A 13036-nucleotide genomic window follows, 5' to 3' on the forward strand; every position below is an offset into this window, starting at 1 on the left:
GTTGGGATGCAGGCCGACGCAGGGAGCGGTTGCCCTTCAAAATAATTCTGGGCTAATTGCGCGGCGCTATAGTTCGCGTGCTCATTTTGGCGTGCTCATTTCCGCGTTCCTAACGGGCTCACGGCGGAGTAATGTCAGTCATGCATTCGCTCAACAACGCTTCCCTCGTTCGTCAGTTCTCGAACTACGCAGTGCCAACCGTGCTCGCCGCATGGGCGTACTGCATGCACTCGGTCATCAGCGGCGTATTCATCGGACGCTACGTCGGCGCCGATGCGCTGGCCGCATTGAACCTGCTCGTCCCGTTGCTTTACCTGCCTTACGCGTTCAGCGTCATGATCGGCGTCGGCGGATCGACGCTGGTGTCGCGATTGCTGGGAGAGCGGCGCGAGCGCGATGCCGCCGCGGCGTTCACCCAGGCCTTGTATCTGCTTGGCTTCTGCGGCGTCGCATTTGCACTGGCAATCCATTTCGAAGCCGACACGTTCGTGCAATGGACCGGCGCGCGCGGCGAACTGGCGCGCCTCGCAAAAGACTTTCTGCACGCCTATGCCCCGTTCGTGCTGTTCCCGACCGCTTGCTATGCGCTCGAACTCTTTCTACGCATCGAAGGCGCGGCCAAATTCGGACTCGCCTGCCTTGTCGCGGGCGGCATTGTCGATGTCGGATTGACATGGTGGATGGTGAGCCACCTGCATTGGGGTATGCGCGGTGCGGCGCTCGCCTCGGGCATCAGTCAGGCGCTCGCATGCATACCGATGCTCGCTTATCACTTCGTCAAGGCGCAACGCGTGCGTCCGATCGCGCATGCCTTTGCGCAGCTCGATCACGCGTGGCGGATGGCCTATAACGGCAGCTCGGAGTTTCTCGGCGAGATTGCGCCGAGCGTCACGATTTTCGCGTTCAATCACGCGATATTGCGCTTACTCGGCGACACGGGTCTGGTCGCATTCGCGGTGGTCGAATATATGTCGATGATCGCGTCGGTCACGATGATTGCGCTCGTGCAAAGCATGCAGCCGATCGTGAGCTTCGAGCGCGGCGCGGGCAACGGGCATGCCGTGTCACGCGCATTCACGCTCGGCATCGCGGTGACGGCGGGATTTGCGCTTTGCACGGCCCTGGTGACGCTGACTGTCGCGCATCCGCTCGGCACGCTGTTCGTGCCCAACAGTCCGGCCGCGCAAGCGCTGTTGCGCGTGGCATTGCCATGGTGTGCGCTGGCGTTCGTGCCCGCCGCAATCAATCTGGCGATCAGCGGCTATCTAACGGCCATCGAGGCGCCGCTCGCATCGTTGATCGTCGCCCTGCTGCGCAGCTGGCTCCTGCTGCTCGCGATGCTCTGGCTTCTGCCCGCATGGCTCGGGCCGCACGGCATCTGGATGACCGTCGCCGTGACCGAACTGACGACGCTCATTGCAAGCATCGTGCTCTATCGCACGCGAGGGCGTCGCCTCGAACTGTCCACGCCCGCGATCAAGCGGTCCGCGACATTGAGCTAAACAAGGCAAGCTCGGCGACGTTTTAATTAACGCTGCCGTAGAGCGGCAAGACGCTGGATTCGAGCATGGCGATCGACTGGACGGCGAGTTGCGAAAGCGTGTGCTTCGTACTCGTCGCGATCGCGAGCCGGCTGAAGAGCGTCGGTTCCGAGATGCGCAGAATGCGGAAGTGCTGATCCTGCGCGGTGCCCGATGTCGCCTTCAAAGGCAGCACCGCATAGCCGATGCCTTCCTTGACGAGATCGAGTATCGACGCGACGGCGTCGACTTCGAGCGCGATGCGCAGGCGCACGCCCTGCTCGGCCGCTGCGGATTCGACCATGCGGCGGATCGCGTGCATCCGTCCGGGAATAATCAACGGATATTTCACGATGTCGCGCAGCGGCACCATCGACGGACCGGCGATGCACGGCTGATCATCCTGACTATCGTTATCGCCCGTGCGAGGACCAATCAGAAACAGTTCCTCGGTGTGCACCGTGCGCTTGTCGATAAGCGGTGTGTCGAACGTGTCGTAAAGCACCGCGACGTCGATACGGCCCATCATCAGCCATTCGATCAGGTGCGTGGATAAGCCTTGCGCCACCGATATCGTCGCCCCCGGAAACGACTCGCGAAAACTGTGCACGAGCTTGTTCGTGGCGACCTTCGCAAAACTCGGCGTGACCCCCACGCCGAAATGCCCGCCGGACGTGCCGCGAAGTTCGTCGAGGTCCTGAGACGCGCGCTGCACCTGCTGCAGAATGCCCTTCGCGTGCGACAGCATGCGCTGGCCGGCTGACGTCAGCGATACGCCGCGTCCATTTCTTTCCAGCAGGTTATGGCGCAATTCAACTTCGAGTTGCCGCACGAGACGGCTTAACGCCGGTTGATTGGTGTCGAGCGTAATGGCCGCTCGCGTAAAGCTGCCCAGCTCCGCGACATGCACGAACGCCTCGAGTTGTTTCAGGTCCATTCGATCAATCTATGTGAAATTCACATATCAGCTAGTTGGGTATGACGATTGTAGGCGAACAACCGAACTCTCACAATTCAATCCGCACACTAAGATGCGTCCCGCAGCCCGCGCGGATGCCGCTTCAAGCTGAGACAAGTCATACCCCGATGAAATCCTGCCTGCCTCCCGATCCCAATCCCATCAAGCCGTCCCATCAACTGCCTGCCGGCGCCTGCGACGCTCATTGCCATGTTTTCGGGCCCGCCGACGTGTTCCCGTATTCGCCGGATCGCAGCTATACGCCGCCGGACGCGCCGTTCGAACGTCTCGTTGCCCTGCATGATTTCCTCGGGCTGAGCCGCGGCGTGATCGTCCAGGCGAGCTGCCACGGCACCGACAACACCGCGATGCTCGACACGATTGCGCGCGGCAACGGACGGTATCGCGGCGTGGCGATCGTCGATGGCGACGTGACCGACGAGCAGCTTGCCGATCTCGATGCGCAGGGCGTGCGCGGCGTGCGCTTCAATTTCGTCGCGCACCTGGGCGGTGCACCCGATCTCGACGTCTTCGATCGCGTGCTCGAACGCATTCAGGACCTGGGCTGGCATGTCGTGCTGCATCTCGACGCACAGGACATCGTGCAGTACGCCGAACGGATTGCCCGCATCAAGGTACCGTTCGTGATCGACCATATGGGCCGTGTGCGCGCGGAAGCCGGCGTCGACCAGCAGCCGTTCCAGCAGTTGCTCGAACTGATGCGCAATCCGCTCGCATGGGTCAAAGTCTGCGGTTCGGAGCGGGTGTCGCGCGGCAAACGCCCGTTCGACGACGCGATTCCGTTCGCGCGCACCTTGATCGAAGCTGCGCCGGACCGCGTGCTGTGGGGCACCGATTGGCCGCACCCGAACATCAGCAAGGACATGCCGAACGACGGCGAGCTCGTCGATCTGATGTTTCAGTTCTGTCCTGACGCCGAGTTGCGCGACAAGCTACTCGTAAGGAATCCGGCGAAATTGTACGGCTTTTAAAGCCGGCAACGTTTAGGTCCAGAAAATTTAATCTGGGCCTCGCGAACCCGGCATAGAAAGAAAAGGTCAACAAGAACCGCCCTGAGGCGGCCCCGCTTGTGAAAAGGAGACTACGAAGATGTACACAATTGATCATACCTTGCTGTCGCGAGACGCATCATGAACGAGACGGCAGTCATGAGCGCCTCCGCCCAGCGCCGCGTGAAGAAGCCTTTCTATCGCGCACTTTATTTTCATGTGCTCCTCGCGATTGTGCTTGGCGTGCTGCTCGGGCATTTCGATCCGTCGCTCGCGATCAAGATGAAGCCGCTTGGCGACGCATTTATCAAGCTCATCAAGATGGTGATCGGGCCGATCATCTTCTGCACCGTGGTGACCGGCATCGCCGGCATGGGCGACATGAAGAAGGTTGGCCGCGTCGGCGGCAAGGCGCTGCTGTACTTCGAAGTGGTCTCCACGTTTTCGCTCGTGATCGGTCTGATCGCAGGGCACATTTTCAAGCCGGGCAAGGGCTTCAATCTGAACCCGGCGACCATCGATACGAAAGAGCTCAGCGCCTTCACGACGGCGGCGCACAACATGAGCGCGGTCGATTTCCTCGTGCATCTGATTCCCGAAACGGTCTCCAGTGCCTTCACGACCGGCAACGTGCTGCAGATCCTGCTGGTCTCGGTGCTGTTCGGCGCGGCGCTGGCCGCGCTCGGTGAACGCGGCGCGCCGCTGACGAAGATGATCGATCAGATCGCGCACACGTTCTTCGGCATCGTGCACATCATCATGAAAGTGGCGGCGATCGGCGCGTTCGGTTCGATCGCCTTCACGATCGGCACGTTCGGCATCGAAGCGGTCATTCCTCTGCTCAAACTGATCGGCTCGTTTTATCTGACGCTCGTGATTTTCGTGCTGGTCGTGCTCGGCGCAATCTCGCGTGCGCTCGGCATCAATATCGTGCGCTTCATGGGTTATATCCGCGAGGAAATCCTGATCGTGCTCGGCACGAGTTCGTCCGAAGCCGCACTGCCGCAGATGCTCGAAAAGCTCGAGCGCATCGGCTGCTCGAAGTCGGTCGTCGGTCTCGTGATTCCGGCCGGTTACTCGTTCAACCTGGACGGCACCAACATCTATCTGTCGATGGCCGTGCTGTTTATCGCGCAGGCGTTCAACGTCGAACTCACGCTGACCCAGCAGTTGACGCTGGTCGGTGTGGCGATGCTGACCTCCAAGGGAGCGAGCGGCGTGGCCGGTGCGGCTTTCGTCATGTTGACGTCGACGCTGCTCGTATTTCCGATCATTCCCGTGTCGGGCATGGTGCTGATTCTCGGCATCCACCGTTTCATGGGCACCGGTCTCGCGATCGCCAACACCATCGGCAATGGCGTCGCAACGCTGGTCGTCGCCGCATGGGAAAAGGAACTCGATCGCTCGAAGATGAACGAGGTCATGTCGCAGCAGCGCGCCAACTAGTCACGCGCTAATCAACCGCCAATCAACCACTAAATACTCATCACTCGTTTCAGTCTGCGTGGCGTAAGACCACGCAGCGGGGACATTTTCGCGCCAAAAAAACGACAAGTCTGGAGACTGCCTTGAAATTCAGAACAAACAAATCAACGCGAGCGATGGTGCTTCGCGGCTTCTGCGCGACGTGCGTCTGCGTGGCGGTAACGCATGGAAACGCCTACGCCGGCGACTCCTCGCAGGCTGCGGCCGGCGCGGCGCAGATGGTCACGCCCGGCGTGGAAATGTACGGGCTCATCGGTCAGTACATCGATAGCACCAAACTCAGCTCGACAGCGAAAAGCACCGTGCAGCAAGGCGGCGGCGGGATGACGACTTCCTTCTGGGGCATCCGCGGCCGCGAAGACCTCGGCGGCGGCTATGCCGCGATATTCAGCGTCGAGAGCTTCTTCCGCCCCAACACCGGCCAGCTCGGACGCAACACGACGGACGGCCTCTTTTCGCGCAATGCCTATGCTGGCCTGACCGGCCCGTACGGCACGGTCAAGCTCGGCGAACAGACCAACCCGACTTACCTGAACCAGCAGTTCGTCAATCCGTTCGGCTCTTCGGTGGTGTTCTCGCCGCTGATCGTCCAGTCGTACACGGCGGCCTTCAGTAACACGGAAATTGGCGACACCGTGTGGCGCAATGCGCTCGAATACGTGTCGCCGAACTTCAGCGGACTGACCGCGGCGGTCATCTATGGCGTGAGCGATACGACCGGGCACCAGGGGCACGACAACCTCGGCGTGCACCTCACGTACATCCACGGACCAATGACGGCCGTGTTCTCCGCGCAGCGTGTGCGGTCGTCGGTCCTCGCGCCGGTCGTGGCGCCGCAGAACCTCTACCTGCTGGGCGGCGCTTACGACTTCAGAGTGATCAAGCTGTACGCCGCCGCGCAGATGACGAGCAACAACAACGCGGAAACCGGCTCGCACACTTACGAGGCCGGCTTCACGCTGCCCATCAATGCGGTCAACGACATCCGGGCCGAATGGGCACGCACGAATCACACTGCCCCGCGCGATACCGGCAACGTGCGCAACACCGGCACCGTCGCCTACGACTACATCCTGTCCAAGCGGACTTACGTCTACGCCTTGTACATGTACGACAAGCAGTCGGCTAAACCGTCGGGCAGCACCTTCGGCGTGGGCATTCAGCACACCTTCTAGTTCACGTTATCAGCAAGGAAGCGCTCTTATGACGATCGACATTCACGGCCCCTGCGCGACCGCGCTCAAGGCGCTAAAAGCGTGGCGCAACCGCGCGATGCGCAAAGCGGATGTAAGCGGAGGGTCGCGCCATGTCGACTGAGCGTGTACTGACCGGCATTTCATCGATGGCGACGCGCGGCTTGCTCGCCGATCTGACCGCGCTGTATCAGCGGGAGACGCAGCAGCGCGTTGCGATCGAATCCGTGGGCGGCGTCGAAGCGGCCAAACGGGTGGAAAGCGGCGAGGCATTCGACATTGTCATGCTTGCATCGGACGCATTGGCCCGTCTCGCGGATGCGGGCCATGTCGCGCGCGATAGCCTGGTGGAGGTGGTGCGCTCGTCGATTGCCGTGGCGGTCAAAGCCGGCGCGGCGGCGCCCGATATCGGCAGTGAAGCAGGCCTTCGCGAAGCGGTGCTGCGCGCCAGAACGGTGGGGTATTCGACTGGACCAAGCGGTGCGCATGTGCTGCGGCTGCTCGAACAATGGGGCGTTTCGGGTAACGAAGGGCCGCGCGTTATTCAGGCGAAGCCTGGCGTGCCGGTCGGCTCGCTGATTGCAAGCGGTGAGGTCGAGATCGGCTTCCAGCAGCTGAGCGAACTGATGCACGTGGAAGGGATCACTGTGCTCGGAACGCTGCCTTCCGCGATTGCATCGATTACGGTGTTCAGCGCGGCCATCACGTCTGCTTGCGCGAATCCCGGACTCGCTGCGTCTTTTCTTGCCTTCATCACGTCGGACAAAGCGGCAAGCTTCGTGCGCCGTCATGGAATGGAACCGGCCTGATCGACGCCGGTTCGACTTGAAGCGGCCTTGAATCGCTCTTGAGGTGGCGAGCATCACCTGCGGTTGGATGTCCGCAAGACGCACGCTTGCGGACTTTCAATCGAGGCGCTTTTCGAACCAGTGATGTGCATAGGGCTCTGCGTTGAACGCATCGACTTCGACGTATCCCGATTGCCGGTATAGCGAAATCGCCTCGCGCAGTGTTCGATTCGTCTCGAGGCGAATCACGGTCAACGCTGGGCTGACCTATCGACGCAGCGCGAGGCTTTCGCCGATAATGGCGTTCATTCACGGGCAGGCGCCGTGCGCCGGCTTGGGCATTCGATCGTCACGGGGGGTCGTTATGCATCTCGCCGGCACCATACTTCCGATCTTCGCGATTATCCTGGCGGGATGGCTTGCCGGCGTCTCCGGATACCTGCCGCGAGAGCTAGCCGCGCCGCTGATGCGCTTCGCGTATTACGTCGCGATGCCAGCCTTAGTGTTCCTGACGATCGCCGACGAGACGCTTCACTCGCTACTCGACTGGCGCTTCGTGGCTGCGTTCGGCGGCGGTTCGATGCTCTGCTTTGCGGCTGTCATGCTATTCGAGCGCATTGCGCGCGGAAATAGCGCGCGCAACAGCGCGATGCTGGCCGCCGCTGTTTCGATGACCAACACCGGTTTCGTCGCCCTGCCGATTCTGAAGACGCTGTTCGGCCAGCCCGGCGTGCTCGCGGCGGCCATCGCGACGATCTTCGTCGGCGCGGTCCTCTTTCCGGTGCTGGTCGTGATTCTCGAAATCGATCGCCGCGGCGCGTCGCGCGGCGTGAGCGGAGCGGCACTGATCCGGCAGATCGCCACCAACCCCGTGATTCTCGCGACACTTTGCGCACTGGCCTGGTCGATCGTCGGCGTGAGGTTGCCGGGACCGGTCGTGTCGTTGCTCACGATACTCGGCGAAGCGTTGACGCCTTGTGCGCTTTTCTCAATCGGACTCGATCTGACGCTCGGCGAGCTGCGCGAACGCGTGCGGCTCTACGCGCTACTCACCGTGCTCAAGCTCGCGATCGTGCCGCTCGTCGTGTACGCGTTGTGCCTCGCGGCGCGGCTCGATCACACGGCAACTGTCGCGGCGGTCGTGTGCGCCGCCGTGCCGACCGCGAAAAGCGCCTATGTACTGGCCGTGGAATACGATGTCGAAAAGCCCGTCGTGAGCGGCGTGATTTCGATGACCACGCTGTTCTCAGTCGTCACGCTGCTCGGCTGGTTGCATATTCTCTAGCGGCCCTTCGCTATCCGTTAATACGATCCCGAACCACTGCCTCGCACGGCAGAATCCGGTCGGCCTCGTCAAGCTCCGTCGCGTGATGGATTCCCCATTCGATCAGGGAATTCAGCACGGGCCGCAGGCTTTCGCCCAGCGCAGTCAGCCGATATTCAATTCCCTGACTATCCTGCGCCCGCGCTTGCCGGCTCACCATCCCATGCTCCTCCAGCGCGCGCAGTTGCTCGATCAGCACTTTCTGCGAGATGCCGACGATGCGGTTCTCCAGTTCGCACGTGCGTTGCGGGCCGTCCAGAAGCACATAAAGGATGACCGCCTTCCAGCGTCCTGAAACGACGGCTAGCGCACGCTCGACCGGCAAGCCCGGCAGCCTGTTGATGACCTTCATCGCCAACTCCTGAGCAAAGCGTATGGGGATGGAAAAGCCTATGGTAGACCTGTTCGAAGCTTCCCCGCTTGCGAGCGGTGTCAACGGACAAGCGATCCGCACATCCACGCCCATGCAGCCCGCACGCGTCGGCCGCGGTCTTCGAAGAGCCAGGAGGCGGTGAGCGCCAGCAGGCCCGAAGTCACGCCTGTGACAATCGGCTCGGCAAACACGAAGCCATAGTGACTCGTATGCGAGTAGGCATCGCCGAGCATCGTGAGGAAGCCCACGATAAGCGCATTGCCGTAACGGTTTGCGTAGAGCTTCGCAGCGGGTGTGAAAGTCAGCAGCACAGCCAGAATTCCGGTGGCCACTCCGGTATGAAGTGCGACTGCCCAATGGGCAAGGCTTGGAAAATTGGCCCAGCTCCCGGGCATGCAGGTCATGCACGCGCAGGTGGGCTGCCAGAGACGCTGGACAAACAGTCTGACGCGGCCTCTCCAGTCGCTCGGGTTCATGTTTCCCCCAGACGTTCGTATCACGCGACGCGTGAACGGTTCTGCCCGCAAATCTCCGGGCACCTGCGCGCGGCGCGTTGATTCAGTTTAGGTGATCGGTGCGGTTTGTTTTATGACGAGACCGACCATATGCCTCGCGTAATACTGGCCCAGCGACTTCCCAGCGCACCCCCACCTGGCGTTAACCCTATCAAGACAACAGCGCCCACTACCCCTATTCTTTGGATACAGAGTTCAGAACACGAAACTCGGAGTGCGACAAGGAACACCACAACTTGATCGCACCTCCCCATCAATCATCGGAGAAAGGACATGAGCATCAAGTCGGAGAAGATGGACGAGCAGAAGCACACGGGCGGCGGCTCTACAACCGTTGCGAAGAAGCTGATCCCTTACGGCGGGTATTACACGAACAAGGTGCCCGACCACGATCCAGAACTGACCGAAACCGGTCCCGGCACGCCGATGGGCGAATTCATGCGGCGTTTCTGGCAGCCGGTGTGCATGTCCATCGAGCTCACCGACACGCCGCGGTTTCTGAAGATCCTCACTGAAGAACTCGTCGCGTTCCGCGACAAGAGCGGCCGCGTCGGCGTGCTGCATGCCCACTGCGTGCATCGCGGCGCATCGCTCGAATACGGCGCCATTCAGGAGCACGGCATCATGTGCTGCTATCACGGCATGGTGTTCGACGTCGACGGTACGTGTCTGCATGTGCCTTTCCCGAAAGGCGAGGAAAAGGAAGCCGAAAAATTCGCCTGCTCGATCCGTCAAGGCGCCTATAAGGCAGTCGAGCGAAACGGGCTCGTGTTCGCGTATATGGGTCCGCCGGAAGAAGAGCCGCCGTTCCCCGAGTGGGAGGGCGATTTCACGGTGATGGAAGGCGACGAGCTGGTTCCGTATAGCAATTTCCAGCACTGCAACTGGCTGCAGGTGCAGGACAACGCCGCCGACAACTACCACCCCACTGCCCTGCATGCCGGCAAGAACGTGGTGGACGGCCACTATCAGGGCACCACGTTCGACGAAGTCGGCGCAGCGTCGATGGAAGTGGCGCCGGACATGAATTTCGTGCCCGTGCAGGGCGGCCGCAGCCTCGCCTGCGCAGGCGCGCGGCGAGTCGACAAGGACAAGCTTTTCGTGCGCGTCCAGCATCAGGTCCTGCCCAACCTGAGCCTGCACGCCTACACCTCCGAAGACGGCTCGCAAAAGAAGCTGTTCAGCCGCTTCCACATCATTCGCTGGACGGTGCCGGTCGACGACGAGAACAGCAAGATGATCGGCTGGCGCGTCATGGGCCCGGGCATCGATACGCGTGGCGTCGGCAATAAGGCGCTGGTGGGCTACGAGACCATCGACTTTCTCGAAGGCCAGGTCGCGATGCGTCGTCCCGAACGCTTCGGTCAATACAAGCTGGAAGATCTGCCGCCTATCCCGTCGAACCATCGCGAGCGGGCGAACTACAAGGACACGCAGTACGCACCGGGCGACTACGAAGCGATCATCAGTCAGCGGCCGATCGCCGTTCACGCGCTCGAACATCCGACACGGTTCGATGCAGGCCTCTACCAGTTCCGCAAGATGCTGCGCGACGCGGTGCGCGGCACCAACGCCGCCGCGTCCGCCCAAGGCTTTGCCGAGTGGTTCCGTGCGCTCGGCGGTTCACCGAACAGCTACTGCTCGGGCAATGTCTTCGAGGTCGCGGAAGGCGAAACGGTCGAAGAGGAAGTCACGCGGCGCCGCAAGGTGCTCAAATCGGTCGTATCGATCCTTACCGAAAGTGAAGCCTTGAAGGGCAAAGAACGCGCTGAGTTTGTGCGCGGCAAATTCGACGAGCTCGAGCAGTCGATGAAGAGCCGGAGCTAACGATGGAAACCTCGCTGGAAGCAGAAGAGGCCGTTCAGGATATCGAAGCAGGCACGCTTGATGTTCGCGTGAAGCAGGTGCGTTACGAAGGCAAAGGCATTCACTCGTACGAGTTCACGAGTCTGACGGGCGAGCCGTTGCCGCCTTTCGAAGCGGGCTCGCATATCGATATCCACCTGAAAAATGGCGTGATCCGTCAATACTCGCTGTGCAATTCGCCTGCCGAGCGCAACCGCTACGTGATTGCGGTGCTCAGGGATGAAGCCGGTCGCGGCGGTTCGCGCGCGATGCACGATGAGGTGGCGGCGGGAAGCATCGTCACCATCAGCAGGCCGCGCAACCACTTCGCGCTCGATGGCAACGCGAAGCGCGTCGTTCTGATTGCAGGCGGTATCGGCGTGACGCCGCTCAAGGCGATGGCTCACGAACTCGACACGCACCACGTCGAGTTCGAAATGCACTACTGCGCACGCAATCGCGACGCTGCCGCGTTCGGCGAAGAATTTTCCGCGATGGAACGCGATGGCAGATTGCACTATCACTTCGACGACGGCGCGAAGCACAACCAGCTCGATATCGCGAAGCTGCTTGCGCGGCCGGCGCCAGGTACGCACGTCTACTACTGCGGCCCCGCGGGTTTTATGAAGGCATGCGCCGATGCGGCAAGCCACTGGCCGAAGGGCACCGTGCATTTCGAGCATTTCAAGGCGCCGGAGCAACCGAAGCGCGCACCGGCACCGGTTAGCACGGAGTCCACGGGCGGATGCGACGTGACCATCGCCAGCACCGGTCAGGTGGTCCATCTGAGTGCGGATCAAAGCCTGGCCGATGCACTCAACGCGGCCGGCGTCGAGGTTCCGACCTCGTGCTGTGCGGGCCTCTGCGCAACCTGCAAGGTTCGTTACCGCGAAGGAGAAGTCGAGCACAACGACTTCATCCTCAGCGACGAAGAACGGCGCGAATACCTCACGACGTGCGTCTCGAGGCCGATCGGCAAGACGCTGGCCCTCGATCTGTAACCGCCTCTGGCCAGCGGCGCACTGGTCAACCGCTCGAAAAACTGACGTTCAATTCACGCCACTCAAGGCTTTTTAAATTCCCACTCAATATGTAGGAGGACTGGCATATGTCTACCGCTATCGCAGAACCTTTGGCCGAATCGATTGTGAAGCCCGGCAAGGTTTCCATCTATCAACCGGATCAGGAAGGGCTGATCTTCCCGGAGTTGCCGCAGTTCACCTCGGCGGAAGCGCATCGTCAGCACCTGAAGGAACGGCTCGTTGCAGCCTGCCGCGCGTTCGCGATCGAGGGCTTCGATTACGGCTTCGCCGGTCATTTGACGATTCGCGATCCGGAGCGGCCGGGCCTGTACTGGACCAACCCGATGTGCGTGCATTTCGATCAGGTCAAGGTGTCGAACCTGATCTGCGCGGACCATAAGGGCAATGTCGTCGAAGGCAAGTACGCGATCAATCGCGCGGGCTTCGTGCTGCATGCCGCCGTGCATGAGCAACATCCGGATATCGTCGCGATGTGTCACGCCCACACGGTCTACGGCACCGCGTTCGCTTCGCTCGGCAAACCGCTCGCGCCGATCTCGCAGGACGCCGCTGCGTTTTACGAAGACCACGTCGTCATTGGCGACGAGGCTGGCAAGGTCGCAGTCGAGGTTAAGGGCGGCAACAAGGTGGCAAACGCATTCGCCGGCGTAAAGGCGGCCATCCATCAGAACCACGGCCTGTTGACGGCCAGCCGCCACAGCATCGACGCCGCCGCATTCTGGTTTATCGCGCTCGAACGGTGCTGCCAGCAACAACTGATGATCGAAGCCACCGGCATCACACCGCGGGAGGTCACACCGGAACGCGCACGCTACAGCCGTGAACACGTCGGTAGCGAATATATCGGCTGGCTGCACTTCCAGACCATCTGGAACGACCTCGTGGCGACACAGCCGGACATGTTCGACTAAACATCGCGTCGGACTCGCCTGCCGCGGCGACCCAAACGGGAACCGCGGCAGGTTACTAAAGGGTGGGCATA

At 61.3% G+C, this 13036-nt stretch carries 13 protein-coding genes; 9 read left to right on the forward strand and 4 right to left on the reverse strand.

Annotation, left to right across the window (positions count from 1 at the left end; genetic code table 11):
- The first annotated feature begins 131 nt into the window (after positions 1-131).
- The gene (locus tag KZJ38_RS18170) at positions 132-1502 is read left to right on the forward strand and encodes an MATE family efflux transporter (RefSeq protein ID WP_246641533.1); all 1371 of its coding nucleotides are present in this window, start codon (positions 132-134) and stop codon (positions 1500-1502) included.
- 22 nt (positions 1503-1524) lie between these two features.
- On the opposite strand, the gene KZJ38_RS18175 is transcribed toward KZJ38_RS18170, so the two are convergent.
- Positions 1525-2457, reverse strand: coding sequence for a LysR family transcriptional regulator (locus KZJ38_RS18175; protein WP_219797574.1), 933 nt, complete (start codon positions 2455-2457; stop codon positions 1525-1527).
- Between the two features lie 149 nt (positions 2458-2606).
- Between KZJ38_RS18175 and KZJ38_RS18180 the strand changes: the two genes are divergently transcribed.
- The 4 genes from KZJ38_RS18180 (at position 2607) to KZJ38_RS18195 (ending at position 6975) form a co-directional block, all read left to right on the forward strand.
- Positions 2607-3470: an amidohydrolase family protein gene (locus tag KZJ38_RS18180; protein WP_219797575.1), complete on the forward strand. Its 864-nt coding sequence runs from the start codon at positions 2607-2609 to the stop codon at positions 3468-3470.
- A gap of 201 nt (positions 3471-3671) precedes the next feature.
- Positions 3672-4934, forward strand: coding sequence for a dicarboxylate/amino acid:cation symporter (locus tag KZJ38_RS18185; RefSeq protein WP_219800446.1), 1263 nt, complete (start codon positions 3672-3674; stop codon positions 4932-4934).
- 155 nt (positions 4935-5089) lie between these two features.
- Positions 5090-6148, forward strand: a complete 1059-nt coding sequence (locus KZJ38_RS18190; RefSeq protein ID WP_219800448.1) for a porin — start codon at positions 5090-5092, stop codon at positions 6146-6148.
- Between the two features lie 131 nt (positions 6149-6279).
- Entirely contained in the window at positions 6280-6975 is a 696-nt protein-coding gene (locus KZJ38_RS18195) for a substrate-binding domain-containing protein (protein ID WP_219797576.1), read from the forward strand.
- 96 nt (positions 6976-7071) lie between these two features.
- Here KZJ38_RS18195 and KZJ38_RS18200 read toward each other — a convergent pair whose 3' ends face one another.
- Positions 7072-7209 (reverse strand): hypothetical protein, encoded by a 138-nt coding sequence (locus tag KZJ38_RS18200; protein ID WP_246641534.1) that lies wholly within the window; start codon positions 7207-7209, stop codon positions 7072-7074.
- A gap of 109 nt (positions 7210-7318) precedes the next feature.
- On the opposite strand from KZJ38_RS18200, the gene KZJ38_RS18205 reads away from it, so the two are divergent.
- A complete protein-coding gene (locus KZJ38_RS18205; protein ID WP_219797577.1) occupies positions 7319-8239 on the forward strand; it encodes an AEC family transporter in 921 nt (306 codons plus the stop codon).
- Positions 8240-8249: 10 nt separating this feature from the next.
- Here KZJ38_RS18205 and KZJ38_RS18210 read toward each other — a convergent pair whose 3' ends face one another.
- Complete coding sequence (locus KZJ38_RS18210; RefSeq protein ID WP_219797578.1) at positions 8250-8630, reverse strand: winged helix-turn-helix transcriptional regulator; 381 nt, start codon at positions 8628-8630, stop codon at positions 8250-8252.
- 80 nt (positions 8631-8710) lie between these two features.
- On the reverse strand, positions 8711-9127 hold the full coding sequence (locus tag KZJ38_RS18215; protein ID WP_219797579.1) for a hypothetical protein: 417 nt from the start codon (positions 9125-9127) through the stop codon (positions 8711-8713).
- Between the two features lie 312 nt (positions 9128-9439).
- On the opposite strand from KZJ38_RS18215, the gene KZJ38_RS18220 reads away from it, so the two are divergent.
- The 3 genes from KZJ38_RS18220 (at position 9440) to KZJ38_RS18230 (ending at position 12965) form a co-directional block, all read left to right on the forward strand.
- Complete coding sequence (locus KZJ38_RS18220; RefSeq protein ID WP_219797580.1) at positions 9440-10993, forward strand: Rieske 2Fe-2S domain-containing protein; 1554 nt, start codon at positions 9440-9442, stop codon at positions 10991-10993.
- A gap of 2 nt (positions 10994-10995) precedes the next feature.
- On the forward strand, positions 10996-12012 hold the full coding sequence (locus tag KZJ38_RS18225; RefSeq protein WP_219797581.1) for a PDR/VanB family oxidoreductase: 1017 nt from the start codon (positions 10996-10998) through the stop codon (positions 12010-12012).
- Between the two features lie 107 nt (positions 12013-12119).
- A complete protein-coding gene (locus KZJ38_RS18230; protein ID WP_219797582.1) occupies positions 12120-12965 on the forward strand; it encodes a class II aldolase/adducin family protein in 846 nt (281 codons plus the stop codon).
- Positions 12966-13036: the final 71 nt, after the last annotated feature.

Source organism: Paraburkholderia edwinii (genome assembly GCF_019428685.1).
Lineage (GTDB): Bacteria > Pseudomonadota > Gammaproteobacteria > Burkholderiales > Burkholderiaceae > Paraburkholderia > Paraburkholderia edwinii.

Bases quoted from the DNA above. Each gene is read 5' to 3' on its own strand.
- KZJ38_RS18170 (WP_246641533.1), top strand. From the start codon at position 132: ATGTCAGTCATGCATTCGCTCAACAACGCTTCCCTCGTTCGTCAGTTC.
- KZJ38_RS18175 (WP_219797574.1), bottom strand. From the start codon at position 2,457: ATGGACCTGAAACAACTCGAGGCGTTCGTGCATGTCGCGGAGCTGGGC.
- KZJ38_RS18180 (WP_219797575.1), top strand. From the start codon at position 2,607: ATGAAATCCTGCCTGCCTCCCGATCCCAATCCCATCAAGCCGTCCCAT.
- KZJ38_RS18190 (WP_219800448.1), top strand. From the start codon at position 5,090: ATGGTGCTTCGCGGCTTCTGCGCGACGTGCGTCTGCGTGGCGGTAACG.
- KZJ38_RS18195 (WP_219797576.1), top strand. From the start codon at position 6,280: ATGTCGACTGAGCGTGTACTGACCGGCATTTCATCGATGGCGACGCGC.
- KZJ38_RS18205 (WP_219797577.1), top strand. From the start codon at position 7,319: ATGCATCTCGCCGGCACCATACTTCCGATCTTCGCGATTATCCTGGCG.
- KZJ38_RS18210 (WP_219797578.1), bottom strand. From the start codon at position 8,630: ATGAAGGTCATCAACAGGCTGCCGGGCTTGCCGGTCGAGCGTGCGCTA.
- KZJ38_RS18215 (WP_219797579.1), bottom strand. From the start codon at position 9,127: ATGAACCCGAGCGACTGGAGAGGCCGCGTCAGACTGTTTGTCCAGCGT.
- KZJ38_RS18220 (WP_219797580.1), top strand. From the start codon at position 9,440: ATGAGCATCAAGTCGGAGAAGATGGACGAGCAGAAGCACACGGGCGGC.
- KZJ38_RS18225 (WP_219797581.1), top strand. From the start codon at position 10,996: ATGGAAACCTCGCTGGAAGCAGAAGAGGCCGTTCAGGATATCGAAGCA.
- KZJ38_RS18230 (WP_219797582.1), top strand. From the start codon at position 12,120: ATGTCTACCGCTATCGCAGAACCTTTGGCCGAATCGATTGTGAAGCCC.